The 24964-nt window shown below is 61.7% G+C and carries 23 protein-coding genes, 1 tRNA gene and 3 pseudogenes; 17 read left to right on the top strand and 10 right to left on the bottom strand.

The window, feature by feature from the left end; translation table 11 throughout:
* Positions 1 to 232 precede the first annotated feature (232 nt).
* Positions 233 to 541, top strand: a complete 309-nt coding sequence (locus P3T21_RS36740) for a catalase-related domain-containing protein (RefSeq protein WP_429260763.1) — start codon at positions 233 to 235, stop codon at positions 539 to 541.
* An 843-nt stretch (positions 542 to 1384) separates the two neighbouring features.
* Here the strand turns inward: P3T21_RS36740 and P3T21_RS36735 are convergent.
* The gene (locus P3T21_RS36735; protein ID WP_429260762.1) at positions 1385 to 2422 is read right to left on the bottom strand and encodes a hypothetical protein; all 1038 of its coding nucleotides are present in this window, start codon (positions 2420 to 2422) and stop codon (positions 1385 to 1387) included.
* Positions 2423 to 2951: 529 nt separating this feature from the next.
* Here P3T21_RS36735 and P3T21_RS36730 point away from each other — a divergent pair.
* Positions 2952 to 3500: pseudogene (locus tag P3T21_RS36730) on the top strand (IS6 family transposase); the annotation flags it as partial.
* A gap of 354 nt (positions 3501 to 3854) precedes the next feature.
* Here P3T21_RS36730 and P3T21_RS36725 read toward each other — a convergent pair.
* Positions 3855 to 5084, bottom strand: a complete 1230-nt coding sequence (locus tag P3T21_RS36725; protein WP_429260761.1) for a sensor histidine kinase — start codon at positions 5082 to 5084, stop codon at positions 3855 to 3857.
* 262 nt (positions 5085 to 5346) lie between these two features.
* Between P3T21_RS36725 and P3T21_RS36720 the strand changes: the two genes are divergently transcribed.
* Positions 5347 to 5655 carry a response regulator gene (locus tag P3T21_RS36720; RefSeq protein WP_429260760.1) on the top strand — a complete coding sequence of 103 codons (309 nt, stop codon included), beginning with the start codon at positions 5347 to 5349 and terminating at the stop codon, positions 5653 to 5655.
* A gap of 115 nt (positions 5656 to 5770) precedes the next feature.
* Positions 5771 to 6361 carry a BPSL1445 family SYLF domain-containing lipoprotein gene (locus P3T21_RS36715; protein ID WP_429260759.1) on the top strand — a complete coding sequence of 197 codons (591 nt, stop codon included), beginning with the start codon at positions 5771 to 5773 and terminating at the stop codon, positions 6359 to 6361.
* Here P3T21_RS36715 and P3T21_RS36710 read toward each other — a convergent pair.
* Positions 6260 to 6586: a PRC-barrel domain-containing protein gene (locus P3T21_RS36710; RefSeq protein ID WP_429260768.1), complete on the bottom strand. Its 327-nt coding sequence runs from the start codon at positions 6584 to 6586 to the stop codon at positions 6260 to 6262. The two genes, P3T21_RS36715 and P3T21_RS36710, sit on opposite strands and share 102 nt — an antisense overlap.
* A gap of 533 nt (positions 6587 to 7119) precedes the next feature.
* On the opposite strand from P3T21_RS36710, the gene P3T21_RS36705 reads away from it, so the two are divergent.
* The gene (locus tag P3T21_RS36705) at positions 7120 to 7308 is read left to right on the top strand and encodes a CsbD family protein (RefSeq protein WP_429260758.1); all 189 of its coding nucleotides are present in this window, start codon (positions 7120 to 7122) and stop codon (positions 7306 to 7308) included.
* 261 nt (positions 7309 to 7569) lie between these two features.
* Positions 7570 to 8634: a glycosyltransferase family 4 protein gene (locus tag P3T21_RS36700; RefSeq protein ID WP_429260757.1), complete on the top strand. Its 1065-nt coding sequence runs from the start codon at positions 7570 to 7572 to the stop codon at positions 8632 to 8634.
* A 58-nt stretch (positions 8635 to 8692) separates the two neighbouring features.
* Here P3T21_RS36700 and P3T21_RS36695 read toward each other — a convergent pair whose 3' ends face one another.
* On the bottom strand, positions 8693 to 9067 hold the full coding sequence (locus tag P3T21_RS36695) for a hypothetical protein (RefSeq protein ID WP_429260756.1): 375 nt from the start codon (positions 9065 to 9067) through the stop codon (positions 8693 to 8695).
* A gap of 210 nt (positions 9068 to 9277) precedes the next feature.
* Positions 9278 to 9661 (bottom strand): hypothetical protein, encoded by a 384-nt coding sequence (locus P3T21_RS36690; RefSeq protein ID WP_429260767.1) that lies wholly within the window; start codon positions 9659 to 9661, stop codon positions 9278 to 9280.
* Between the two features lie 242 nt (positions 9662 to 9903).
* On the opposite strand from P3T21_RS36690, the gene P3T21_RS36685 reads away from it, so the two are divergent.
* From P3T21_RS36685 to P3T21_RS36670, 4 genes are all read left to right on the top strand, one after another.
* Positions 9904 to 10371 carry an Hsp20/alpha crystallin family protein gene (locus P3T21_RS36685; RefSeq protein WP_429260755.1) on the top strand — a complete coding sequence of 156 codons (468 nt, stop codon included), beginning with the start codon at positions 9904 to 9906 and terminating at the stop codon, positions 10369 to 10371.
* A 24-nt stretch (positions 10372 to 10395) separates the two neighbouring features.
* Complete coding sequence (locus P3T21_RS36680; protein WP_429260754.1) at positions 10396 to 10803, top strand: Hsp20/alpha crystallin family protein; 408 nt, start codon at positions 10396 to 10398, stop codon at positions 10801 to 10803.
* 456 nt (positions 10804 to 11259) lie between these two features.
* Entirely contained in the window at positions 11260 to 11823 is a 564-nt protein-coding gene (locus tag P3T21_RS36675) for an Hsp20/alpha crystallin family protein (RefSeq protein WP_429260766.1), read from the top strand.
* Between the two features lie 49 nt (positions 11824 to 11872).
* A tRNA-Lys gene (locus P3T21_RS36670) sits at positions 11873 to 11945 on the top strand.
* Between the two features lie 151 nt (positions 11946 to 12096).
* On the opposite strand, the gene P3T21_RS36665 is transcribed toward P3T21_RS36670, so the two are convergent.
* The gene (locus P3T21_RS36665; protein ID WP_429260753.1) at positions 12097 to 13059 is read right to left on the bottom strand and encodes a tyrosine-type recombinase/integrase; all 963 of its coding nucleotides are present in this window, start codon (positions 13057 to 13059) and stop codon (positions 12097 to 12099) included.
* A 28-nt stretch (positions 13060 to 13087) separates the two neighbouring features.
* On the opposite strand from P3T21_RS36665, the gene P3T21_RS36660 reads away from it, so the two are divergent.
* The 4 genes and pseudogenes from P3T21_RS36660 (at position 13088) to ligD (ending at position 19410) form a co-directional block, all read left to right on the top strand.
* Positions 13088 to 13726 (top strand): plasmid pRiA4b ORF-3 family protein, encoded by a 639-nt coding sequence (locus P3T21_RS36660; RefSeq protein WP_429260765.1) that lies wholly within the window; start codon positions 13088 to 13090, stop codon positions 13724 to 13726.
* 38 nt (positions 13727 to 13764) lie between these two features.
* Positions 13765 to 15165: pseudogene (locus P3T21_RS36655) on the top strand (ISKra4 family transposase).
* 423 nt (positions 15166 to 15588) lie between these two features.
* The gene (locus P3T21_RS36650) at positions 15589 to 16557 is read left to right on the top strand and encodes a Ku protein (RefSeq protein ID WP_429260752.1); all 969 of its coding nucleotides are present in this window, start codon (positions 15589 to 15591) and stop codon (positions 16555 to 16557) included.
* A gap of 52 nt (positions 16558 to 16609) precedes the next feature.
* Positions 16610 to 19410 (top strand): annotated as a pseudogene (gene ligD / locus P3T21_RS36645) (DNA ligase D).
* Positions 19411 to 19698: 288 nt separating this feature from the next.
* On the opposite strand, the gene P3T21_RS36640 reads toward ligD, so the two are convergent.
* From P3T21_RS36640 to P3T21_RS36625, 4 genes are all read right to left on the bottom strand, one after another.
* Positions 19699 to 20280: a BPSL1445 family SYLF domain-containing lipoprotein gene (locus P3T21_RS36640; RefSeq protein WP_429260751.1), complete on the bottom strand. Its 582-nt coding sequence runs from the start codon at positions 20278 to 20280 to the stop codon at positions 19699 to 19701.
* Between the two features lie 236 nt (positions 20281 to 20516).
* Positions 20517 to 21839 carry a cation:proton antiporter gene (locus P3T21_RS36635; RefSeq protein WP_429260750.1) on the bottom strand — a complete coding sequence of 441 codons (1323 nt, stop codon included), beginning with the start codon at positions 21837 to 21839 and terminating at the stop codon, positions 20517 to 20519.
* Positions 21840 to 21974: 135 nt separating this feature from the next.
* Positions 21975 to 22373 carry a DUF3175 domain-containing protein gene (locus tag P3T21_RS36630; RefSeq protein WP_171927239.1) on the bottom strand — a complete coding sequence of 133 codons (399 nt, stop codon included), beginning with the start codon at positions 22371 to 22373 and terminating at the stop codon, positions 21975 to 21977.
* Between the two features lie 162 nt (positions 22374 to 22535).
* Positions 22536 to 23063, bottom strand: coding sequence for a PRC-barrel domain-containing protein (locus P3T21_RS36625; protein WP_429260764.1), 528 nt, complete (start codon positions 23061 to 23063; stop codon positions 22536 to 22538).
* A gap of 380 nt (positions 23064 to 23443) precedes the next feature.
* On the opposite strand from P3T21_RS36625, the gene P3T21_RS36620 reads away from it, so the two are divergent.
* The 3 genes from P3T21_RS36620 to P3T21_RS36610 all read left to right on the top strand — a co-directional run bounded on the left by P3T21_RS36620 (position 23444) and on the right by P3T21_RS36610 (position 24423).
* Complete coding sequence (locus tag P3T21_RS36620) at positions 23444 to 23596, top strand: hypothetical protein (RefSeq protein ID WP_429260749.1); 153 nt, start codon at positions 23444 to 23446, stop codon at positions 23594 to 23596.
* A gap of 113 nt (positions 23597 to 23709) precedes the next feature.
* Entirely contained in the window at positions 23710 to 23919 is a 210-nt protein-coding gene (locus tag P3T21_RS36615; protein WP_429260748.1) for a hypothetical protein, read from the top strand.
* A 207-nt stretch (positions 23920 to 24126) separates the two neighbouring features.
* A complete protein-coding gene (locus tag P3T21_RS36610) occupies positions 24127 to 24423 on the top strand; it encodes a hypothetical protein (RefSeq protein WP_429260747.1) in 297 nt (98 codons plus the stop codon).
* Positions 24424 to 24964: the final 541 nt, after the last annotated feature.

Below are 24964 nucleotides of genomic sequence, written 5' to 3'. Positions count from 1 at the left end.
CGCTGCAAACAGGATGGGCCGAAGTTAACATTGACTCCACCCGTTTACAAGCGAAAACACACACCGTCACCTACAGACTTGTGGGTAATCCTGAGCCCTGAAGGGCGAGGTTTGACGCGCAACCTGATCAATTGCCGGTGAACAAGCCGAAGGTGCCCGTGCAGACGTACATGTTCGACGGCCAGATGACCTACGAGCACAGCGGCAATGCACCCGTGTATGCGCCGAATAGGTGGGTCGTCCGTGGGCCGACGCGACGGGCCCGGCCGATGACGGCTGGGAAACGGACGGCGACATGGTGCGCAGCGCCTACGCGCTGCATGGCGCCGACGACGACTTCGGCCAGGCGGGCGATCTGGTTCGCGACGTGTTCGATGATGCGCAACGTGAGCGGCTCATCGAGACTGTCGCGGGCGCCCTGCTGGCGGGCGTGCGCAGCCCGGTGCTGGAGCAGGCGTTCGATTACTGGAAGAACGTCGACGCCGACGTCGGGCGACGCATCGAGGAGAAGGTACGGACCGGCGCCGAGCCACGGATGTGACCTGCGGGATTGGATGTCGCTGAGGTTGGCGGCTCTGGTTGCGCACAGCCTCAATAGACCGTCCATCGTCATCCTAAGGCCCGAACCCGTTGCAACGGCGATTTCATGGTCCGCCCTTCATCATGGGCGCGGGCCTGCCCATCAGCGGTGGCCGAACAGCAGCGTGATGACCGCTAAAAACACGCCCACACCGAAAAGGACGTTCAGCTTGAGGGAGCGACTTCGACCAGCCGACTTTCTCGTAAGCCGACATTCGCGCCCAACGCGAACTGAGGGGCCTCGAACGGCTCCTTTGGCCGATGACGCGACGAGCATGGTTGCCCGGCGAAGGTCCCCTGCCGGAGTAGACCAACCGTTCGAGTGTCCATGCGAGCATTCAAGCTAACGGCTGCAGATGGCCGATAGCACCAGTTCGATGAACGTGCCACCGCGAGGACGTCAGAATTCTCAAGGGCAGCTTTCTGGCGGTTTGTGTGAACGCGTACTGCCGGCCAAAAAGCGACCTTCGCTGGCAACGGGGTTGGGACATTCAGGCCTCGGTTGCACCCTGAAAGCAGCCATTGAAATCCCGGGGATGGAGGTCGCGTCGTCGGCCGTTGCGGACGTTCGCAAGCCGTCTTGTCCCGCGCTCGGTGAAGGGGCGCTTACGAGCGAGACCTGAGTCCACCTGGAGCAGACGGTCGCGTTTCTTGAATTCCATACCCGATTGCTTCACGCAATGGCCCAAGCGTGCCCAAGCGCGGCGCTCGCCTCGAGCGTGTCATCTGAGACGACACGAGGTCCGAGTCGGCCGCCCATCCAGCGCACTGCATGGCGTGCGCCGAATGGACAGATGCGGGCCGGCTACTGGCCTACAAAGATCATTCCGTGCGGGGAACCCATCCCGGTATAGACCGGTGTCATTGCCCCCGTCGAAGTGTTGAGCTGCAAAAGCGTGCCTTGGCCGGAGGCGTACGCCGTTGCGGCCGTAAAGCCAGCGCTTGCATCGATGCGATAGATCAACTGAGTTTTATTGTCCGACAGCAACATGAACGAATTGCCTGAAGGCGCCCAACGCGTGTCATCCACCGGTGCAGCGTTGCCGGACAACGTAAGCGGCAACACGCTCACCGACTGACTCGCACCTGGGTTCCTCAGGAACACGAGTTCAGCGTCAGCCTGACTATCGACCACCACGTTGCCGACCGGGTCGATCGCCATCGAATCAGGATCGGTCATGTTAAGCGTGACTTGCGTGTTCGTCGCAATGTTCGTCGCCGTCGCGTTGCCCATCAGAGCGGGCGTCAGATGAAACGTCTTATTGTCCGGATTCAGGGTGACAGTGTAAGCCGACGGCACCGAACTCACGCCTTTAGGCGCCGTTACAGTAGCGGCTCCCAATGTGGGATGCGATGCGGACACATACACCACCCCATTGAGCTTCTTCATGTCATCGAGTCCGCCACCATGTGCCGGCGTAACGTCGGGCGCGAGCGTTGTCTGGGTATTGGCCGTGGTATCGATCACGATCAGAAGCGGGTTGGCGTCTTCATTGGTGCTGACCCACACCGTGTGCGAATCGAACTCCATGATGCCGTCCGGGTGCCCCGGTATGTTGAACGTCTTGACGACATTGCCGTTCAGGTCGTATTCGATCACCTGGCTCTGTGGCGACGTACCGGCTACGGTTGTTCCGTCCGGATTGTTATTGTTGTCCTGCGCAATGGCGAAGATGTTGCTGCCGTGCTGGACGAGATCGTCGGGCAGAAGCGTGCCGGGCGCCTTGGCAAAAACCGAAATCTTGTAGCCCGACTGAGCGGCGTTCACCGAAGCGGGGACAGGTATAGCCGCCGGTGTCGCGGCGGGCGTCGACGAGCCGTTGCCACCGCATGCAGATAGCATTGCAACTAGACTCGACAGGAGGACTAATTTTTTTTGGATCATGTGCGTTTTCGATCATGAAAGATCCTGAGGAAGCGCGGCGGGAGGGCCGCGTCTTGTCAGGGCCGAGAGTTAGAAGCGGGTGCGGATGCCTGCGGTCCCCGCAACTTGCGTGTTCGTTGCCGACGCGCGCCGATACCGTTGATCAACGCACCGTTCAACACGGCACCGCCGAGCGAGTCTATCTTTGCAGTCCGCGCAAATTTGGAGCAACACTGAATTGCGCGATCGCCAGCAGCACCGGATTTTACCGAAGGCTTTTACCGCTTGGCTGACACCACGGTGTGCCATGGGAGATAAGAACTTTTTATGACGCCGCGTATCGTCTGTTGACTAGGTGCAACGCATTCAGCCCCGACCTTTGGACGACAGTAATAGTGAGATTCGCGCCACCATTACTGAGACTTACGACACTATTATTGAGATTAGTTAGTCCGCGTTGGGTTAGGGGAGGTCAGTGTGCCCTCCGCAACGAATTTATGATGGTGGGGTGAGGCGTTATACGCCCGAATTCGTCAAACGCTGGAACCGTTTTGCTACGCCTGCGGGTCGCTCGTGGCGTGTCGACGAGACCTATCTGAAGATTCGCGGCAGGTGGGTCTACCTGTACCGGGCGGTGGATCGGGCTGGCCAGACGGTGGACTTCATGCTCAGGGCGAGGCGCGACGTGGTTGCGGCCAAAGCCTTTTTCAGCAAGGCTATCAGGCATCAGGGCCAGTCGCCTGAGACCATCACGCTCGATGGCTACGCGGCCTCGCACCGCGCGGTGCGCGAGATGAAGGCCGATGGTTTGGTGCCTGAAGACACGAAGGTCCGGTCCTCAAAATATCTGAACAACGTGATCGAACAGGACCATCGCCACATCAAGTCCAGAACGTACGTAATGCTTGGATTCAAGCGGTTCAGGAGCGCCGCGACCACAATTTCAGGTATCGAATTGACACATCGCATTCGCAAGGGCCAGTTCGACCTCACGGAGCTCGGCCTCAAGGAGGCTACTGCGCCCGCCGTATGGAATACGGTCCTGTCCACTCGATAAGTTACCCTTCCTATAGGCAACTTCTCAACCTGCTTTCCTATTTGCACCAGAACCCCGGTTGCCTCGTGGAACGGTTTGTTCGCATTGTTAAAAGAAGATGACGCCCGCGTCACGTGCCTCAGGCACGTGACCGGTTTATGGTGCGGCGCTTTTCAGGAATGATCTGGTGTGTATGACGTGCGCCTGCGTCGACCAGCAATGCCGGTGCGGCTGAACCGCGCACAACACGGAGCAACCGGTTCTATAGTGGACTCGATGATTTCTTCGCCTGTGCCGTGCAATTGCCTCTGTCGAATATTTACGCACAGGGGTTGCGTGCGGGCATCCCGCCTGGCGATGACAACCAGCCAAGGGCTACGCATCCGGATTGCTGGCCTGATGGATCTGCACGGGGAAGCGGATTTCAAACGTCGTGCCATGACCTTCGCGGGTCTCGAAGCGGACCCTGCCTTCAAGAACCCGACAAAGCTCCCTGACGATAGCAAGCCCGAGGCCGACGCCCGGTATATCGGCGCCTGCGGCCCGTTCAAATTCGTCGAATACGCGGTCCCTGTCCGGCGGCGCAATGCCCACACCGGTGTCGGTGACACGCAGATACCAGCCGCCTTCTCCGTGGCCGCCCATCGCCAGTTCGATCTGACCGGCTTTCGTGTACTTGGTCGCGTTCGACAGCAGGTTCAGCGCCACCTGCTTGACCTTGATGCGGTTCGACAGCACCGTTGTCACGCCCGCGTCGAAGCGGGTAGACAGACGCAACCCTTTTGCTTCGATCGCCGGCCGGCAGGCGGTGACCAGTTCGTCGAAGAGTTCGCGCAGATCGAACGGTTCGACTGCAAGCGGCGCGCGGTCGCCAAGCACCACCGAGTACTCGACCATCTCGTCCACCAGCTGTTTCATGTCCGCGGCCTGCCGGGTGGCCAGCGCCAGTCCGGCTTCCGCTTTCGAGGGCGCGCGCGAAATCAGCTGCAGCGCGATGGAGAATGCGTTCAGGAAGTTGCGCAGGTCGTGCACCAGACTGCGGGTAATCTGCATGCGCGATTCGTAAAGGTCGCTCACCAGCCGCTGCTTCAGCGTCAGTTCGTGGTTCGCCCGCTCCAGACTGCCGGTGTATTCATCGATTTTACGGTCGCGTTCCGTGACCACTTCCCGGATGGACGTGACGGTGACGAAGCCGAACGCTTCATCGATCAGCCGGCGGGCACGCCCTTCGTGACGCCTCGTGAACGCGTCATCCGATTCCGCGAACGTCTCTGCCGCATCTGCCAGCACCTGGCGGAACAGATCCAGTTCGTGAACCAGTTCATCGATGCGATAGCCCTGTTTCCAGCGGACCTTTCCATGCATGCGGGCGTCGCGTTCGATCGCCGGCTCCGCCTGTTCGAGATCCTGCGCGTCGAGCGCAGCGCAGATCCCGTCGAGGATTTCCGGCAGATGATCGGCGAGCTGGTCGTACGTCAGCCTGTCGGCCTCGCCGAGGCCAGCGTCGCCGAACACCGCTTTCATCCATTTTTCGGTCAGGCAGGTCCGCTCCTGACGCAGGAACGCGGCAAAACTGCGAAGCGGCCCTGCTGGCGTGTCGGTCATGTTTGATGTTCGCAGAATAATGTTTCGTAGCACCGGAAGGTACTTCCCGCTACACCAACGCGCAGGCAACGTCCCCGAACCCGTATAGGGATGCGATGGCCGGAACAATCTGAACGGGGAAAACCAACCCAAAAAACACCCGGACGGGACGCGCCCATTATCCCTGAATCCCGTGCTGGGAACACGTTTTGCTTCCCCGCTACCAGGAGTACCAGAATCATAAACCGAAGGTGGGTTCAGATGTATTCAATCCTGCTCGTGGATGATGAGCCTGACCTCCTCGCGGTATGGCATGCGGTGCGCCAGTAACGGGGCCGAGGCGCTTGCATGTGTAAAAGAGCATGTGCCTGACCTGGTCATCACAGACTGGATGATGCCCCTGATGGGCGGGGCCGAACTGTGTCGCCGGATGCGAGCGCAGCCGGACCTGGCACGTGTTCCGATTCTCGTCCATGCGTCGGCTCCGCTTCCAGTGAATGAGGGTAATGCCTGGAATGCCTGCCTGCAGAAGCCGGTGCCCATGCAGCTTTTTCTCACTACAGTAGGAAGGTTGTGCACGGGGCACGGATAGTTCGCCACGCGCGCAGGGTCAATTTCACGACGGACTGACGCAGTACGCGAAGGTGCCTGCTCGAACCTCGAAGCTCGCACTTCGCGTTGATCGTTGATATCTCGGGAGAACAATGATGCTCAGGAGACAGTTCATTTTGACCGCGAGCGCGGCGCTCGCAACGGGCGGCTACGGTCTGGCTGGCTGCACGACTACGCCCCCGAAATCCGGATCGGACACGTCGGAAAATGCCGATAAGCGCCGGTCCATCAATGCCGGTGTCGATACAACGCTCGCGCGACTGTACACCGCTGCCAGCGGTTCGCGCGAACTCGTCGCGAAAGCGCGCGGTGTGCTGGTGTTCCCGTCGGTCATCCAGGCCGGTTTCTGGATCGGCGGGCAGTACGGCGAAGGCGCGCTGCGCGTGGGTGGCCAGACGGCCGGCTACTACAGCACGGCGGGCGGCTCGTTCGGTCTGCAGATCGGCGCGCAGTCCAAGGCGATCATTTTCCTGTTCATGACGCAGGATGCGCTCGACCGCTTCCGCAACAGCGATGGCTGGGCCGTCGGCGCCGACGCGACGGTCGCCGTGGTGAAGGTCGGGGCGAACGGCAATATCGATACGTCAACCGCGACTGCCCCGATACAGGCCTTCGTGCTGACCAATGCGGGCCTGATGGCCGGCGTGTCGCTGGAAGGCACCAAGGTCACGCGGCTCAGGATCTGACACGCTGGGCCCTGGCGGTCCAGGCGACGCGTATCTGAATTCGGGCAATGCTTTCAGCGAGTCCCGGAGGGTGCCCGGCAAACGCATCTGTTTATCGACGACGTGCAGACTGTCAAATGGCACCGCGACCTGATGGGTATCGGGACCGGGAATACCACCGACGGACAGAATGGCGTAGGTCACGCGATCTTTGGGGCTCACGACCAGATCGTCGATCGTTCCGATCGAGTCCGTGCGCTCGTTGTAGACGGTCGAGCCGATGACCCTGGAGGCCCTGTATCCGGACGTCAGCTGAACGACATCGCCCCGGGTCGTGTGTTGATCGATTGCACCGTCCCCTGGGCCCGCAAGGTGTCAGTGACAAAAGCGGTGGCGAGCATCAGCGCGCACGTAACGATCGCGAACTTCGTATCGACCTCGCTACGTGTCAGTCAACGAAGGAGCGAATGGGGCCGCCAGGCGCGATCGTGCCATTCGCGGCGAAAGCCATGCTGCTCACTGCACGCGCTCCTGCCACTCTCAGTTTGCGCCTCATTGCGGCGAGCCGACAGTCGTCATGCGCGGAGCGCGTCGGTTGTATCACGCAATGTAATTTCGTACTCCCCAATGCACTCACTTTATCGGTCCGGCGGGGACGGAGACGGCGACATGGCGCAGCGGCAACGGCGCGGCCAGGCACGCCGTTTGCGCAAATTGTTGAGCCAGCCCGGTAGGGGCGGTAACCCATCCATGGATCAGTTTTGCACTGGAGGTCGGCCATGAACAAGGATCAGGTCAAGGGGACGGCGGAGAAGGTCAAGGGCAAGGTGAATGAGGCGGTTGGACACGCAACGGGCAATACGAAACAGGAAGTTAAGGGCGATGTCCAGCAGGCGGCGGGCGAAGCACGGAAGAAGGCGGGCGATGTCAAGGAAGCCGTCAAGGATTCGCCCCGGAAGCCCGTCTGAAAAGAGGGTCCTCAGACAGGTCAGGACCGCGCTCAGGACGGCGTTCTGATCTGTCGATGCGCGGGCCAACGTACGGTTTCGCTGGCCCGTTTCCGTTTCTCCTGTCGCGTGCGGAAGCGGGACTGCCGGGCAGTATCGCGGTGCATGACGCAGGGTTCGGACGACCGTGCTCCCGATACCTCCGCCGGCAGGGTTGCGTCGTACCCTGTCGCGTCCTTATACGCGCACGGTCTGCGCGAAATACCTGAACGGAGTTGCCAGATGCGTATCGCGCAGATTGCGCCGTTGCATGAAGCGGTGCCGCCGAAGCTCTACGGCGGCACGGAACGCGTGGTGTCGTACCTCACCGAGGCACTGGTCGGGCTGGGGCACGACGTCACCCTGTTCGCAAGCGGTGACTCACGGACAGGCGCGCATCTCGAAGCCGCCTGGCCGCACGCCCTGCGGCTCGATCCTGGAATCTCCGATACGTTTGCCCCGCACCTGTTGCTGCTCGAGAAGGTGCGGCGCGTCGCCCATACGTTTGACGTCCTGCATTTCCATCTGAGCTATTTGCCGTTCCCGACGTTTTCGCAGCTCGTCGTGCCGTTCGTGACCACGCTGCACGGGCGTCTCGATCTGCCGGAGCTGCAGCCGGTGTTCGATATGTTCCCGCAGGCGCCCGTCGTGTCGATTTCAGATTCGCAGCGGGTGCCGTTGCCGCACGCGAACTGGCTCGACACCGTCTATCACGGTCTGCCGGAGAAGCTGCTGACCCCGCAGTTGTCGACACAACCGGCCTACCTGGCTTTCCTCGGCCGGATCTGTGCTGAAAAACGTGTCGACCTGGCCATCGATATCGCCGCCCGCGCCGGTCTGCCGCTGAAGATTGCGGCGAAGGTGGACAGGGCCGACGAAGCGTACTTCCGGGGCGTGATCCAGCCGCTGCTGTCGCAGCCGCATGTCGAATTCGTCGGCGAGATCGATGACGCGCAGAAATCCGGATTCCTCTCAGGCGCCCGCGCGCTGCTGTTCCCGATCGACTGGTCGGAGCCGTTTGGCCTGGTGATGATTGAGGCAATGGCATGCGGCACGCCTGTCATTGCGTTCAATCGCGGCTCGGTACCGGAAGTGATTTCACACGGTGTGACAGGCTATATCGTCGATGATGTGACAGGAGCGGTCGATGCCGTGACACGCCTCGACATGCTGTCCCGAACGGAAATCCGTGCGGCCTTCGTGCACCGCTTCACCGCCAGGGCCATGGCACAGCATTACATGAACATCTATACAGCGCTCGTCCAGACAGCAGGATCGCCGGCATTACGTCAGGCCGTCGTCGGCTGACCGGACGGGAATTCCATCGCCCCGCACCGTTACCGGTCCGGCTGTGCCGCGCCTGCCGTCAGTAGATCGGAAACACGAAGTCCGGCGTCGGCGTAAAACGGATGCCGGAATCCGGACAGATGACGCGCCCCCTGACGGCGACCCGCTGCCCCAGATAAGGCAGCAGAAGCAAAGGGTCCGGTACGCCAGCCTTGCCGAGCACGATGTCGGTCACGACCCTGTCGTTGCAGGGAGAGGTTGACGGACGGTCCAGCCGGAGTGACGTATAGTCGCCCGGCACGTCTTGTCCGCTGCCCCGCTGGATCGTGCCAGTGATCCAGATGTCCTGTTGCAACGGCAACGTTTTCAGGGGTGGCTCAGCAGCCACGACAGTAGCTGCTGAGCCTGCAGCCAGCACGGCCGCCCCGAGCATTGCCTGCGCGCGTTTTTTCATGATGCTGCTCCCATCTGGCTTGTGAACCGCCCCGGGCGTCCCGAAGGCTGGCTGGTCCGGTTCAGACGCGGTTCACAGCACACCCATAGCCAGCCTTCCCGCTCTCATGCATCGATGGACCATACGAGAGCCCGACGGGCGCTCGCTCGGGTGTGCCCTGTGACCTGCCCCGGGGCGGCTGGCCGAGAAACAGCGTCGGCCACCCGGCGGTCATTGGATTGGCGGCACCACGCCCAGTTTCTCGGCCAGCATGCGCTCATACACGCCGAAGTGCAGGTCGACTTCCTCCTGACTTACTGTCGTCACGATGATGTTCACCTGATCCGGCAGCAGGCCGAGCACAACCGCAATCGCCGCTTCCAGTTGCGGCGCACAAACGCGGTCTTCGGTCAGTGTCGTGCCGACAGCGATATCGTAGGTTTGTTCGTGCTGGAAGACGATCTCGACCAGCCGCGCGCGGGCGCTCATGTTGTTGTCGATCGCGAGTTGCACGACCTCCGCCACGCTACGCATCAATTCCGTCGGAAAGCCTCTGGTCGAGCGCAGCCGGACGCGGTGTCTGCCAAGCGTGAGCCAGTCCGAATCGAATTCCATGGTGTCCTCCGGTTCCGTTGCAACGCACCGCGATAATAGGATTTGGCAGGCGATTTTCAAGACCGGAATTTCACCACCGCCCCTTGAAATTTTCACCGTAGGTCCTATCTTTGATTTCGCTCAGGCAGATGCGCCGGTTACATCCGGTGCGCTGCGTGTTTCGATTTGTTTGCCAGCGGCCTGGCAGGCGGACTGGAGCGCGTAGGCCCGTTCGCCTCCTCGCTGCATCGAAGGAGGATATGATGAGTGATCTCTTTTCTGGAACCGACCTGTTCAGCGAATTCGACCGTCTGCAGCGCGAGATGGCGAGCCTGTTCGGCGGCTTTCCGTCCAGCATCCGCTCCGGGCGCCTGGGCGTCTTCCCGCAGGTCAACATCGGTGCGACTGACGACTCGATCGAGATCGTCGCGTTCGCGCCGGGCGTAAATCCCGCTGAACTCGACGTGTCGATCGACAAGGGGCTGCTGACGATTGCTGGCGAGCGCAAGCCAGCGCGGCCGGAGGCCAGTGGCGACACCCGCTGCGACCCAACCCGCGACGATATCCGCACCTACGCGCAGGAGCGCTTCACCGGTGCGTTCCGCCGCGTGATCGAACTGCCGCAGAACGCCGACCCCGACAGGGTGCAGGCCCGCTACACCAACGGCTGCCTGTCGATCACCGTCGGCAAGCGCGAAGCATCGAAGCCGCGGGCCATCACCGTGCAGTAATGCCAGTTATTCGAGGAGCAGGCCATGAACGACAGGACACAGGTTGCTGAACGCGACCAGAAAGCAGTGGCACGACGCGAGGGCGACCAGCCGGCACGACGGATGACGCTTACACCGGCCGTCGACGTATTCGAGGACAGCCAGGGCATTACGCTGTGGGCGGACCTTCCAGGCGTCACAAAGGACAAACTCGACGTGAAGGTGCACGATGGCAACCTCTATATCGAGGCCGAAGCGGTCGTGCCCACACCCGCCGGTCTGCGGCTGCAGCATGCCGAGATCCGTGAACCGCATTTCGCGCGCGCGTTCTCGCTGAGCCCGGACTTTGACACATCGAAGATCGACGCGAACCTGCAGGACGGCGTGCTGAAGCTGACGATTCCGCGTCGCGACGAAGCACGGCCGCGACGGATCGAGGTGCGAACGAACTGAGCCCGGAAGACCAGCGACGACGACAGGAGACAAACCGGCGGCGGCCGCCAGGTCGCCACCGCCCGGTTGGTCGAGGCGCGGATGCAGATCGTCATGATGATTGGTGGCGCGGATACAGGATCTTCACGTGGGCCGTGACGGTACGGCGGTTCGCAGGCGGCCTGGTCGTCCCAGATGGATCTATCGCGCTGGTCAGGATCAGGCGCGATGCCGAGCCGCTGGCCGGGTGGCCTCTGCCGCGTTACGCCGAGCAGTAGCTGGCGGCTGCTGAGGCACAGCGCGATCCCCCGCCCGCCGCACACCGTCAGGCTGACTGCAAACCATGTATCCGCGGGCGCTGACGCCGGGCGACGGCGGCCGCTCGGAGGCGCAGTCCATAGACGTCAGCAGAAACGTTGCAGTGAGGGCGCAATCACGGAATTCCGGTTCTCCTGCCAGACCATCGAGGAGCATGAGATGAACACCGACCCGAAAAAGTGGAACCCTTTCAAATTTCTCCGCGGTGCAGGGCGTAAGCCCGATGCGGACAGTCCGCAAAGTCCGCCGGCCAGCGAACTGTGGCGTGTCGGGTGGCCCGACATTCCGCGACTTTTCTCCCGCGATCCGTGGCGTGCGATGGAGGATTTCTTTCACGATCCGTTTGCGGCCCGCGGGGCGCTGGAACGATGGTTTGGCGACTTCAGCTCATCGCGTTTCCAGCCGCGCATCGACGTGGTCGACGAGGGGAAGATACTGCGCGTGACTGTCGAGTTGCCAGGCATGGAGCGGGAGGATCTGAACGTCAGCGTCGAGGATGGGGCGCTGGTGTTGCGCGGCGAGAAAAAGCAGGATGTGCACAGTGAGGAAGACGGCTGCTATCGACTTGAACGTGCGTATGGGGCCTTCACGCGCACGATCCCGATGCCGGAAAACGCCGACCCCGACCACGCTCTCGCAAAGTTTGACAAGGGTGTGCTTACGTTGACCGTGCCGAAACAGGAGCCGCCGCGATCCGAGAGCCGCACGATCGATATTGGCTAGCGTTGGACGGCGACGTGGCGCTAGCGAGGTGAATGAATGGGCGTAGCCTGGGTCGTTAGCTCAGCAGGTAGAGCAGCGGACTTTTAATCCGTTGGTCACTGGTTCGAATCCAGTACGGCCCAACTCCCGATGCGCCGGCCGCGAGCGTTCATTAGCCGGGGGAATTGACAGATGCATATTGCGTATGCGCGCCAACGATCGGGGATGCGGGCTGTCGGAAGGAGCAGAGGTTTCCCGATCACTGCGACCCGCCACTGAACAGTCGGGCGAAACCTACCAGTTGATTCGATGCTTTTCCTCAGTCTCCCGGTGGCGCTCTTCGTCGGGCGTGTGCAGGTAGGGGTTCGTGCTCGTCAGTGATGCGTGACGAAGATTGTCGCGTACGGTACGCAGATCGGCGCCGCCGTCGGCCATGTGCGACCCGGCAGTGTGGCGCAGCCAGTGTGCGGATGCCTGTTCGAGCAGATCCGCCTGGCCCGCGAACCCGTCGCCGCGCAGCCGGAGCCGTCCGGCCGCGCCGGCAAAGATGCCCTTGACGATCGTGTGCAGCGCGGCGCGGGTCAGCGGCTTCATGGATTTGCCCAGCGGCAGCACGAGCGGCGTGTCCTCATGCCGGGCGGGCAGGGCGGACAGGCCGCGCTCGCGCCGGTAACGCCCAAGCTCCACCATCATTTCCGCGGAGGCGGGTACCAGCCCCTCCTTGTCGCCCTTGCCCAGCACTTCAAGCCACCAGCGCTCGTGACCATCGGCATCGCGTCGGGAGAAGAAGCAGCCCATCATGTTGCCGCCGCCCTCGGAGATGCGCAGGCCGCCGAGATAGAACAGCGTGAACAGCCACCGTGCACGAAGGTAGCGCTCCCGCTCGCACGGAGTGTCCTTCGGCAGGCTGTCGATATACAGCTTCACTTCCTGCCACAGCTCGCGCTCGAGATAGCGTGTGATGCGTGGCTTTGAGCGGCGCGCGCGCTGGCGCGACAGCGACAACGGGTTGCCCGCCAGATAGCCGGCTTCGACCAGCCACGCGAACAGGGCGTTGATGATCACCACGGCCTGGTACTGGCTGCTCGGCCGGAGCGTTTTGTAGAACGGACGCCAGTGCGGGTCATGGCGCGGGTACTTGCGCCCGCCGTCGGCGACCCAGCGCGAACGCGGCTGCGGGTCTTTCAGGAATTCGCGGAATGCCTGCAGGTCCTCGTGTGTGAGCGAGGACAGCGGCTTGCCCAGAGACCGCGCCAAAGCGGGGGCTGAAGTCTGACCTGTGAATATGGCTCAGGGGAGCATCTATAGTGGGTCGATGCTCGGCGACTCTTCCCAAACCACTTCCATGCTCCAGTTGCGAATCAGTCTGCGGGGCGTCAGCCCGCCGGTCTGGCGGCGCCAGCTGGTTCCCGAGCAGATTACGATCGCGCAACTGCATCATGTGATGCAGCTCGCCATGGGCTGGAACGACGAACATCTGCACCAATTCGTCATTCGCGGCTGGCGTTACGGCGGGCATCGCGACGGCACGCTGCAGTTCTTTGACGGTCCAGACACCCTGTCACTGGCAGCGTTCGGTTTGCACGAACATGAGCGCTTTGCCTACGTGTACGACTTCACCGCGTGGTGGTTACGTGATGTACGTCTCGAGCGGCGAACGCACAGCCTGCGGTCGAAAACGCTACCGCGCTGTATTGCGGGCGCCGGACGGTGCCCTCCAGAACACGCCGGAGGTCCTGAGCGGTTTATGAAGGCCCTGGAAACTCATGGCGAGCACGACTTTCTTGAGTGGATTGAGGCGCTACGCGACAACTGCATGGAGGTGGATGATCTGCGCGCCGAGGTCGACGAATGGCTCGTCTGGCTGGATCGGTGTTTCGACCGCCCGGCAGCGAACGAGCGGCTACACAATTTTGCGCGGTAAGCTGACTGCCCAGGCGATGTGCCGGGGTGGAGGCTGCCATGCAGATCAGCGTGCAGATTGTGGTTCAGACGGAAATCGACGAGCAGGCGAGCGTCACGGAGATTGCGCACTTTGAACGGGAAGGCTTCGATGCCGGGTCGCTCGGCTTGCACCTTGACGAGGCGAAGGCGCTGCTGGGACGACTGCAGCGTTCGATGATCGACGCCTAGGCAGCTGAAGCGATCGCGCGGCTGAGCGTGTGCCCGAACTGCGGCTCCCGGCTGGCCCGCAAGGGCCACCATCGGCTGGTCTACCGCTCGGTGTTTGGCCGACTATCGATTGACAGCCCGCGGTTGTACCAATGCCGGTGTTCCGGACCGGGGCGGCGGTCCGTCAGTCCGCTGGCCAGTTGCCTGTGCGACCGGACGAGTTCCGAGCTGGAGTATCTCCAGGCGAAATTTGCCGCGCTGATGTCGTACGGGCTGACCGTCCGGGTACTGGAGGAGGTGTTACCGCTCGGGCATGTGCTGGCGGCCACCACGATCCGGCGCCATGTCGCCACACTGAGCCACCGCCTCGAGAACACGGACGCGATTGCGGTTGAGCAACGGCGACACATCGATCCCAGTGCCGGCCGGTGCGACATTCCTCAATGCAGTTCAGTGCGCGCCGTCGGCATCGACGGCGGCTACATCCGGCTCGCCGGGCACAGAAGCCACCTTGACGGCTGGTTCGAAGTCATTGTGGGTAAATCACTGCGAGATGACCGTCGGGGACACAGCTTCGCGTACGTTCACAAGCTCGAGGACAACCCGGCCGATCGTATGCTGGCTTTTCTTGCGCGGGAAGGCGTCGCGCGCGATCGACCAGTCACTTTCCTCTCCGATGGCGGCGACACGGTGCGCCGTGCCCAGATCGATTTTGGCGATTGTGGCGAGAGTGTGCTCGACTGGCTTCACGTCGCCATGCGGGTACAGAATCTCGAACAGATGATCAAGGGGCTACCGGAATGCGACGACAGGCCTTGCGCCGACGCGCTGATCAATACGCAGCATCGGGCCAAATGGCACCTCTGGCACGGCTGTCCTTACCCGGCACTAAGCCGGCTTGAAAGCCTGAGTTGGGAGCTCGGCGCGAATTGCAGTTCCGAGGAGGCCAGGCTGCTCGACAGGCTTGAGGAGTTCATCGGCTACCTCGAGAACAACCAGAATTTTATCGTGAACTACGGGGACCGCTGCCGCCACGACGAGCCGATCACGTCGAGCTTCGTCGAGTCGGCGGTCAACCAGGTGGTCAGCAGGCGTTTTGTGAAGCGGCAGCAGATGGCATGGAGACCGGCTCATGCGCATGGCCTTCTGCAACTGAGGACGGCTGTTCTGAATGAGCAGTTGCGCTCATGCTTCGAACGATGGTATCCGGCGCTCGCGGCCAACAATCAGGCTCACCATCTTGCGGCATAGAGCCCCCGCTTTGACGCGGTCTCCTACAAACGCACCATTGGCAGATGGATATGCCCTGACGTTTTCAGGGATCAGGCCGCTGCGGTCTCGAATGCGAAGAAGGCGATCTCGGACTACAGGAAAGCTGGCGGACGGCCAGAAGGGTTGGCAGAGCTCATGGTGTTTTATTGCGATCGCGCTGCCGGATTTTGCGCTGAGGTTGGTTTCGAAGACGACACGTTTATTGCGGCGTTGGTACGTCCCGGCCGTGCCGTATCTTTTGCTGACGGGACGCAAGAGTTACAAGTCGCCGCGTCTGCACCGCAAGCGTCCGAACAAGCCGCCCGCGCCCGTTCACGGTAGCCGGGGCCCTGCGGGCGCACGGGAACCCGTGGCACGCTTGCTGCTTCTCCAAGAGTCTCCTTAGCGCTTTGGGAGCGCACGATGGCACACATGATCTGGAAGGGGGCAATCAGCTTCGGCCTCGTCCATGTGCCGGTGCAGTTGTATCCGGCGACGCAGTCGGAGAAAGTCGGCTTCAATCTGCTCGACAAGCGGTCCATCGATCCGATCGGCTATCGTCAGATCAACAAGCGCACCGGCAAGGAAGTCACACGCGAGAACATCGTGCGTGGTTTCGAGTATGAGAAGGAGAAGTACGTCGTTTTGTCCGATGACGAGATTCGTTCGGCCAATCCGGAATCGACGCAGACGGTCGATATTCTCGCGTTCGTCGACGCGCCCGACATCTCGTTCCTGTATCTCGATACGCCGTATTACCTCGCGCCTGACCGCAAGGGCGAGAAGGTCTACGCGCTGCTGCGCGAAGCGATGAAAGCCTCCGGCAAGATTGGCGTGGCGAATGTCGTGCTGCATAACAAGCAGCATCTGGCTGCGCTGATTCCGGTCGGCTCCGTGCTCGCGCTGAACACGCTGCGCTGGGCCGCCGAAGTGCGCGACTTCGAGGAGCTGAAACTGCCGCCCGAAGACGCGAAGAAGGCCGGCGTCACCGCGCGCGAGCTGGACATGGCGAAGAAGCTGATCGACGACATGAGCAGCATGTGGGATCCGTCCGAGTATCAGGACACGTTCCGCGACGACATCATGGCGCTCGTCAAGCGCAAGATCCGCGCGGGCAAGACAGAAGAAATCGCCGATGTCGAAACGCCGCGCGAGTCGCGTAAGTCTGCGGATATTCTCGATTTATCGGATCTGCTCAGGCGCAGCCTCGGGCGCGGCAAGGGTGAGCCGGGCGCGCGCAAGCGGGCCGCGCGAGGGGCTGACGACACCGACGAAGCCGAAGAAGAAAGCGACGACGCGCCTACGCCCCCCCGCAAACCGCGCACGAAACGCGCGCCTGCGGGCAGCGGTCGTGCGAAAACCGCGCCGGCCCGCAAGCGCCGCGCTGCGTGAGCGCATAGGTCCGCCAAACCGATGATCCGCCAATGACACGCGCAAACCTACCATGACCGATCGACTCGACCTCTACCATCGCAAGCGGCGCTTTGACGAGACCCCCGAGCCATCGGGCCGTGTTGCGCGCAAGAATAAGGATAAGGTTAAGGGCAGCGCGGTGAAAAAGACCTCGTCACGCGGCACGCAGCATGCGCTGTCGTACCTGATCCCAGGAACACGATACGCGCCGTTTGCACTACGATTTCCGGCTTGAGCTCGATGGCACCCTAAAGTCGTGGGCCATACCGAAAGGGCCGAGTCTCGACCCGTCGGTGAAGCGGCTTGCGGTGCATGTCGAAGATCATCCGGTCGAATACGGCACGTTCGAAGGGCAGATTCCGAAGGGCAACTACGGCGCGGGCTCGGTGATCGTCTGGGATCGCGGCACCTGGGAGCCCGACGGCGGCATCAGGCACGCGCTCGAATCGTATAGGGGGGTAAGCTCAAGTTCAAACTGTCAGGCGACAAGCTGCATGGCGGCTGGATGCTCGTGCGCAGCCACATGCGCGGCAGCGGCGACAAGGAGCAATGGCTGCTGATAAAGGAAAGCGATGACGCCGCGCGCGACGAAAGCGAATACGACGTGCTGAAGAAACTGCCTGGCAGCGTGCTCGACGGCAGCGGAAAGCAGACGGCAACCAAAGCGAAAGCGGCTGCAAAAATGTCCACGAAGAAGATCGCCCACGCCACCGCCCCAAACCGCGCGCGCACCGCCGACTCAACAAAAACTGAGATCGTTGCAACCCGCAGTGCGCAATCGCTACGCGAACTGGCTGCGTCGCCATCGATAGAAGACGCGGTAAAGGCGAGGTTGCCTGCCACCATCAAGCCGCAACTGGCGACGCTGGTCGACGCGGCCCCCACAGGCGACGAATGGTTGTACGAAATCAAGTTCGACGGCTACCGGGTGCTGACGCGCATCGACCATCACGCATCCGGCGGTGGGCCTGTGCGCGTGTTCACGCGCGCCGGCAACGACTGGTCGGCGAAATTCAATAAGCAGATCAAAGCTTTTGGGCAATTGGAACTGGAAAGCGGCTGGCTCGATGGCGAAGCGGTCGTGCTTGACAAAGACGGCGTGCCGAGTTTTCAGGCGCTGCAAAACGCGTTCGATGCGAATCGTCCGCAGCACATTGTCATCTATCTGTTCGACATTCCGTTTCTGAACGGCTACGACCTGCGCGGTGTGCCGCTCGTGCAGCGCCGCACGATTCTGCATGCGCTGCTCGAAGGCATCGACGAGCCGACGCTGCGTTTCTCCGCCGACTTCGGCTTCAGTGCCGACGACCTGCTTAAAAGCGCATGCGATATGGCGCTCGAAGGCATCATCGGCAAGCGGCGTGACAGTCTCTATACGTCCGGCCGCTCGGCGGCGTGGATCAAGCTGAAGTGCCGGCGGCGTCAGGAGTTCGTGATCGGCGGTTACTCGGAACCGACCGGCAGCCGCGCTGCCTTTGGCGCGCTGCTGCTCGGCGTGCATGACGAGAAAGGGAAGCTGCAGTATGCGGGGCGGGTCGGCACCGGTTTCGATGCGGCATTGCTGCGCTCGGTGAAGAAAGAACTCGATGCGCACGCCAGCAACACGATGTCGTTTGCGAGGGCGCCGCGCGAGCGCAGTCGCACGCCCGTCCATTGGGTCGAACCGGACCTGGTCTGTGAGTGCAATTTCGCGGAATGGACCGACGAGCGCATCGTCCGTCAGGCGTCGTTCGTCAGTTTGCGGCGCGACAAGCCCGCGAAGCAGATCGTCAAGGAAGCGCCACGTAAAGGAGCTGACGTGCAACCGAAAACCACTGAAATCACACAAGATCCGCCGTCGAGAAAACGGGAGAAGTCATCCACGACGCCCGCGGCCGAGCCCGCGAAAAAAAACGCTTCGAAGGAGAAACCGAAAGCTGGGGCCAATGAAATCCCGTCGAGCGTCGGCGGCGTGCGCATCTCGCATCCCGAGCGCGTAATCGACAAAAGTACCAAGGCCCGCAAGATCGACCTCGTGCAGTACTACGAATCGGTCGTCGACTGGATGCTGCCGCATCTGCAGGACCGTCCGATGTCGTTGGTGCGCGCGCCTGAAGGCATCGGAGGCGAACTGTTTTTTCAGAAGCACAGCCAGAAGCTGTCGATTCCGAACGTCACGCAGCATCCCGGACTCGATCCGGGGCATCCGCCGCTGATCACGATCGAATCGGTGCAGGCGCTGATTGGCGCAGCGCAAATGGGCACGATCGAACTGCATACGTGGAACGCGGTGGCGTCGAACATCGAAAAGCCCGATCGCGTGGTGTTCGATCTCGATCCGGATGCATCGCTCGGTTGGGACAAGATGATCGAAGCCGCGCAACTCACTCGGTCGCTTCTCGAGGAACTCGGCCTCGTGTCGTTTTGAAAGACGAGCGGGGGCAAGGGGTTGCACGTTGTGATGCCGCTTATCAAACAGGCGGGCTGGGACGAGGTGAAGAAATTTTCGCAAGCCATCGCGCAGCACATGGCAGTGACGCTGCCTGAACACTTCAGCGCAAAAATGGGCGCACAGAATCGCAAGCGCAAGATCTTCGTCGACTATCTGCGCAGCAATCGCGGTTCGAGCACGATCGCGGCGTTTTCGGCGCACGGGCAGGGCTGGGCGTTTCGGTGCCGCTTGCGTGGAATGAAGTCGAGCACACGACCCGTGTTGGTCAATGGACCATCGGCAATCTGCACGAGCGCCTTGACGCGCTTAAGAGCGACCCGTGGGCCGGCTACTCGAAGTGCCGGCAGCGCATCATCGCGGCAATGCGAAAGCGTCTCGATCGATCGGGAAAGAACGATTGAAGGTGTTCGCTCGAAATCTGCCATCGCCGATCGGCAGGCAAGTCGCGACTGAAGGCGTTGCCAGAATTCAGATACGTGTCGCCATAAACGCAGCGTTGCACGGACTTGCCGGCAAGTCCTGGACAGCGGTGCCGGGCAGGGCGGCGATCCGCCGCTGGACCATCAGAACCCATCCTTCACAGGCGGCAGCAATCCCGGTCCGCCAGGTCACGCGTTCGGTGCCGCGCGTCAAGATATCGAAGGTTCAACAGTCAAAGAGCTGCTGCTGTCGTTGCGTCGAGCCTGCCGTCAGATCCGAAGCCGCGTGATCTTGGTGCCTTCGAGCGACACGCCGGCCATCAGGCCGGCATTGGTTAGCACGAACGCCTGCACCGGCGCGGTTGCGGTCGACGTATCGATATTGCCGTTCGCCCCCACCTTCACCACCGCAACGGTCGCGTCGGCACCGACTGCCCAGCCCTCGCTGTCGCGGAACCGTTCGAGCGCATCCTGCGTCATGAAGAGGTAGACGATCGACTTGGACTGCCCGCCGATCTGCAGCCCGAACGAGCCGCCGGCCGTGCTGTAGTACCCGGCCGTCTGGCCGCCAACGCGCAACGCGCCTTCTCCGTACTGGCCACCGATCCAGAAGCCGGCCTGGATGACGGATGGAAACACCAGCACGCCACGAGCTTTCGAAACAAGCTCGTGCGAACCGTTGACGGTGGTGTAAAGACGCGCGAGCGTCGCGTCGGCACCGGCGTTGATGGACTGGCGTTTATCGGCATTGTCTGAAGCCTTCGACGCTGACGTGGTGGTACAGCCAGTGAGCCCGAGGCTGCTTGCCGCGAGCGTGGCACTGGTGGTCAAAATGAACTGTCTTCTGCGCATGATCTTTCTCCTGCATTAGCAAACAGCATTCATGTTGCCCAGGTAAGAGCCCAGCGTGTGGGAAGACCTGCAGCAGCGGCAGTAGGGAAGCCTTACCCAGCACTTTGATGTTTCAGCATCAATCATGCCGTGTGCATGTGACAGGTGGCCAGCCGTATGACCTGAAGCCTTCAGGACGCCGGCCTCGTCGATTGACGATCGAGCAGATCGAGGCTCGCGGGTACGAGTTCGCGCGGCTAATCTTCGCTGCCGCGCAGCCGGTGATACCAGTTCATCAAGGGCGTGGCCGAGACGCCATGTATTACTACCGACGTCGCGACAACGGCCAATGCGAGCGGCACCAATGGTGCGATGTCCGCAGTGGCGCCGTGCTCGAGCGCGTACGTGAGATAGTAGAAAGAACCGATGCCGCGAATCCCGAACCAGCTCATCAGCCGTCGCTGGGTATGTGTCGCGTTCGATCCCAGCAGCGACAATTCCACCGACACCGGTCGCACCAGCACGAACAGCACGACGGTGAGCGCGACCGTTTGCCATGTGAACAGCGGCACTTGCAGATTGGCGAGCACGTTGCCGACCATCGCCATCACCGCGACTTCGGCGATGCGTTCGAGTTCGATCGTAAAACCGAGCACCGATTCCGTCATATACGCATGCGCTTTGCTCGGATTCGTTGCGGTCGCGTCGATGTCTTCGGAATCGACCGTGCCGATTGCCTTGCGAGGCGAAATTCCCCCGCTCGCGCGATGCTCGACGCGGCGCATTGCGACACCCGCTGCGAACACCGCTAAAAAGCCGTACGTATGTGCGACTTGGGCAGCGCCGTACGTGAGTTCGATCAGGCCGAGCGCGAAAAATCCTTCGAGGCCGAGTGCCTGCGCATGGCGCGTGCGCAACCATGCAACCGCATGCGTCGTGACCCAACCGAGCAGCCCGCCGATCGCGATGGCGCCGGCCACGCCCCACACCATGCTGCCCGCGAGCGTGAAGGTCAGCACGTCGCCGGCATTGGCAGCAGGCGCTGCGCATAACGCGAGGCCCAGCATCGCGAAGGGTAGTGCAATGCCGTCGTTCAGGCCACCTTCGCCGGATAGCGCGAAGCGCAGCAGATCGTGGTCGCCAGGATCGTGCACCTGGACGTCGTGAGCCAGCACCGGATCGGTTGGCGCGAGAATCGCCGCGAGCAGCAAAGACGGGCCCCAGCCGAGATGCAACACGAAGACGCCGACGAGCGTCAGTAGTGGAACCGTCGCCAGCATGGCGAGGAAGCCGAGCCGCAGCGGCACGGTCCAGAGCTTCTCGAGGACTCCTAGCCGCAAGCGCAAACCGATCGCAAACAGCGACACCAGCAGCGCGATTTCGGTGATGGTGCGAAGAAGGTGCGCGTCGGCGGCGATATCGAGGCGCAGCAGACCAATGCCCGGCGACCCGAGCGCGTAACCGGTGGCCAGGTAGAACATCGCAGCGCTACAGGGCAGCCGACGCAAAGTCGTCGCCGCAATGCCTATGAAAACAAGCACAGCACCGACGATGAGAAACCAGAGTGATTCTTCGTGCATGAGCATCCGCTTGAGGCTGGCGCGCGAACATTGCACGCGTTGCCGGTTGAAAGGCGCGCATTCCGCGCGATGCCCGGCCGCGCCTGCGCGTATGGCATCGGACGCTATCGGACCGATGGTGGGCGCGGTGGCGCCTCAAGGCGAACGTCCGAACGCTTCGCGTAATTTGCGCTTGGCCTGTTGCAACGTATCGCGGCGCGTCTTCGGCAGATTTCTGCCCGCGCGGTTGATATAGAAGTTGAGCATCGACATCGCGGACTGGAACGGCGTGCCCTTGCGGCGGCGGCTCTGCGTCGACGAACGTTTGAGCGACTCCGCAATCGACTGCGCGCTGCCGGTTTTGAAAATGTTGTGCTCGATATCCAGCGCGTCACTGGTTTCCATTACGTGATGCGACCATTTCTGTTCACTCTTCGTGGCGCCGTTTTTGACGGTCTTCGCCTTGGCGTGCGCATGCGCTCGCGCATGCCGCTGGCGCGGCGGGCGTCCCGCCTTGCCGCGCGCGACTGGATGTTTCGGTTTGCTGGCGGCCATGGTTTTGCCTCCTTCGTGTGAAGTCGCTTGGCGGAGTGCTTCGTGTGTTTCGCGTGCTCAAAGCGAAACGCGCCGGACATCGCGTTGACGGATTGCCGGCAGATCACGGTGAGCAAGCCCCGAACCTGAAGCTGTCCGGACCAGCCTGCAACAGCGGCCGGATTACAGTTTCAAGCCGCCGGCCTTCGGCGCATCCGACGATCCGGCCGGAATCTCGGCGACGCCCAAATCGTCGCGCCGGTTGAACGGATCGCGTCCCCAATACGGCTCGCTGCCGTAGTACTGATGCACGGAGGTGGCCCATGTCTGATTCGCAATAGAAGGCCAGTGATCCTTATCGAAGCCCGGAGCGTTTTCCACGTGCTCGGCCGTCATCGACAGTACGAAGCATTTTTGTTGCGTATCGAGCGTCAGCGCGCGCCATGGAATGGCCAGCAACTTGTCGCCAATGCCGAGAAAGCCCCCGCTCGATAACACCGCATACGCGATGCGGCCGGAGCCGATGTCGAGCATGATGTACTTGATCTCGCCAATGTCTTTGCCGTCACTGCTGACCACCTTGTTGCCATCGAGGGTCGCTGCTGCCATCACGTCCGGCCCGGGACCGTCCGCGCTTGCGCTGCCCTTGCCGGCAATGCGTGCGCCTTGGCTCTGGCGCAGGTTGCCTTGCGTCTGTGTCTGGATCGGCATCGGCATGATCTTCCTCCTCTACAGGTTGAGTGTAAGGGTGTCGCAGCAACGGGCGTTCCTTCGGTTGTGCAGCCGCGGGCAACGGTCTAGGAAGGTCGACGCGCCGCGGTACGGCGCGCGTAAAGGATACTGGCTGGTTTGCAATTTTTTCGTATGAATAGATAAGTAAAACTAATGAACAGTTTTGGCACGCATTCCTGCGTATGCAGAAGAAACACGTCTTGCGCTGCATCAGGGACGATGCGGCGTTGCGCGTGGTCGGCGTCTCCGCTGCCTGACCGTCTTCGCCGACTTCCGCGGGATCGGGCAACTCGGGCAGATTGTGGCTGTCGTTCGGTGGTGCCTGATCGTCTTCCGATCCCGGTGTGCTGGAGACCTCGTTGGATATCGGCGTGGCTTGCATCGCTTTCACCATAAAGACACTGATGCACGAAGACGACGCACGCCGCGTGCCAATGTTCTCCACGCCCGCATCGTTGCTGTTTCCGCGAGCGCACGCCCGGAAGGCGCCGACCTTGCTTGATCACTGGTGACAGCAACAACAGTTGCGTCGCAAGCGTTGAATGCCGCATTTACCCTACGGAGACGTCGAGTAAGGAGAGATCTTGAAAAAGCTAACCAAAAAAGCACGGCCAAACAATTACTGATGGTGATGGTGCTCGTATTGTTGACGGCCGTCGGCGGCTGCAAGCCCTCCTCTAGCGACAACGCCGGCGCCGCATTGGGCAGCAGCGGCGTGATGGGCGGTCACGCGGCGACCGGCAGCACCGCTGACACGAGTAGCGGCGCAGCGGGTGCAGCCGATAAGGCGAGCATGCCCGCCGCAGCCGCCGCGGAATCGGGCGCGAGCCAATGACCTTGGTCCGGCGCCGATTTGCGGTAGGGCGGTCTGGGTTGAAATGCCTCATGACCAGGCAGACGCAGGAGCGGCAATATAGGCAGGTTGAGGAGGTGGACAGGCGCGGACATACTGCTCCGGCTGTATCGGTGCAATCTATGCATGCCGCTCGGTTCTCGCGACGGTGGGAACAAGCGCGTGCGCTTGCATCGCGGAGATGCAATCATGGACTCAAAAATCCATTACCAGATGAATATCTGTGGCGGCGATTTCACGCATGTCAGAGAATGCTTCCGTGACTGGAAATCGCAGCCACTCGTGTATCGCTGGAACCAGCGGATGTGCGAGGGAAAACAGGAAGTGCGTCCACTGTCCGGACGTGTGTTCAACGACGGCGAGGTCGCGCACCGGGCGCTCGAGCGCGTTTGCGGACCGAGCGATCCCTACGCGCTCGCCGCCGAGATTCACGACGGCGAGCGCGACCTGTGGCTAGTGATGGCAGCGTTCGAAGAAGAAGCTTGAGGCGGCCCGCGCGCCGCATCTTCTCTGCTCGCAGCCCGTAATCGACGTGTTCAACGAGGCCGCCTCGCCGCGCGCGAGGACGCCGCCTGGCCCGCATTGACCGCACGGCGAGATGTTAGCGAGCTGGATCTGCCAGTGGGTTTCGCAACGGTTGCCTTGCGCACCGTACGCGACTTCTTCAGCAACGTTGTCAGCGAGCCTTCGATGCCGCCGGTATGAGCACCCTCGCGCCAGTTCAAGCACGTAAGATGCGCGAGCCTTCGCCATGGCGCGGCCGTCAGTTTTTGCACGTGACATCTGGTCTCTCTGTTTTTATTAGTCGTAGACACACCGCAGCATTTACGGGCGCTTAGAAATTTCGCCGAGCGGGACTGCAGTCCGCACCTAATTTACGCCGGGGCACTGAACGGAAACTTAAGATTAGGGAAAACCTGATGCACCGTGACCTAGTGTCGTGAGTTAGAAGTTCGTTGAATCAATCCCCTATTCTTTCCGGAATGACAAAGTGCTGATTAAAAAGTCGCTCGGACTCGCGCAGTCC

Source organism: Paraburkholderia sp. GAS334, from assembly GCF_050436625.1.
Lineage (GTDB): Bacteria > Pseudomonadota > Gammaproteobacteria > Burkholderiales > Burkholderiaceae > Paraburkholderia.
This window is presented reverse-complemented; position numbering and strand designations above follow the sequence as displayed.

Coding starts and splice junctions, on each gene's coding strand:
- P3T21_RS36705 (WP_429260758.1), top strand. CDS start 7,120: ATGAACAAGGATCAGGTCAAGGGGACGGCGGAGAAGGTCAAGGGCAAG.
- P3T21_RS36610 (WP_429260747.1), top strand. CDS start 24,127: ATGGACTCAAAAATCCATTACCAGATGAATATCTGTGGCGGCGATTTC.
- P3T21_RS36675 (WP_429260766.1), top strand. CDS start 11,260: ATGAACACCGACCCGAAAAAGTGGAACCCTTTCAAATTTCTCCGCGGT.
- P3T21_RS36640 (WP_429260751.1), bottom strand. CDS start 20,280: ATGCGCAGAAGACAGTTCATTTTGACCACCAGTGCCACGCTCGCGGCA.
- P3T21_RS36735 (WP_429260762.1), bottom strand. CDS start 2,422: ATGCTATCTGCATGCGGTGGCAACGGCTCGTCGACGCCCGCCGCGACA.
- P3T21_RS36680 (WP_429260754.1), top strand. CDS start 10,396: ATGAACGACAGGACACAGGTTGCTGAACGCGACCAGAAAGCAGTGGCA.
- P3T21_RS36660 (WP_429260765.1), top strand. CDS start 13,088: ATGGCTCAGGGGAGCATCTATAGTGGGTCGATGCTCGGCGACTCTTCC.
- P3T21_RS36615 (WP_429260748.1), top strand. CDS start 23,710: ATGGTGATGGTGCTCGTATTGTTGACGGCCGTCGGCGGCTGCAAGCCC.
- P3T21_RS36685 (WP_429260755.1), top strand. CDS start 9,904: ATGAGTGATCTCTTTTCTGGAACCGACCTGTTCAGCGAATTCGACCGT.
- P3T21_RS36695 (WP_429260756.1), bottom strand. CDS start 9,067: ATGAAAAAACGCGCGCAGGCAATGCTCGGGGCGGCCGTGCTGGCTGCA.
- P3T21_RS36625 (WP_429260764.1), bottom strand. CDS start 23,063: ATGCCGATCCAGACACAGACGCAAGGCAACCTGCGCCAGAGCCAAGGC.
- P3T21_RS36715 (WP_429260759.1), top strand. CDS start 5,771: ATGCTCAGGAGACAGTTCATTTTGACCGCGAGCGCGGCGCTCGCAACG.
- P3T21_RS36630 (WP_171927239.1), bottom strand. CDS start 22,373: ATGGCCGCCAGCAAACCGAAACATCCAGTCGCGCGCGGCAAGGCGGGA.
- P3T21_RS36650 (WP_429260752.1), top strand. CDS start 15,589: ATGGCACACATGATCTGGAAGGGGGCAATCAGCTTCGGCCTCGTCCAT.
- P3T21_RS36690 (WP_429260767.1), bottom strand. CDS start 9,661: ATGGAATTCGATTCGGACTGGCTCACGCTTGGCAGACACCGCGTCCGG.
- P3T21_RS36725 (WP_429260761.1), bottom strand. CDS start 5,084: ATGACCGACACGCCAGCAGGGCCGCTTCGCAGTTTTGCCGCGTTCCTG.
- P3T21_RS36700 (WP_429260757.1), top strand. CDS start 7,570: ATGCGTATCGCGCAGATTGCGCCGTTGCATGAAGCGGTGCCGCCGAAG.
- P3T21_RS36635 (WP_429260750.1), bottom strand. CDS start 21,839: ATGCACGAAGAATCACTCTGGTTTCTCATCGTCGGTGCTGTGCTTGTT.
- P3T21_RS36720 (WP_429260760.1), top strand. CDS start 5,347: ATGATGAGCCTGACCTCCTCGCGGTATGGCATGCGGTGCGCCAGTAAC.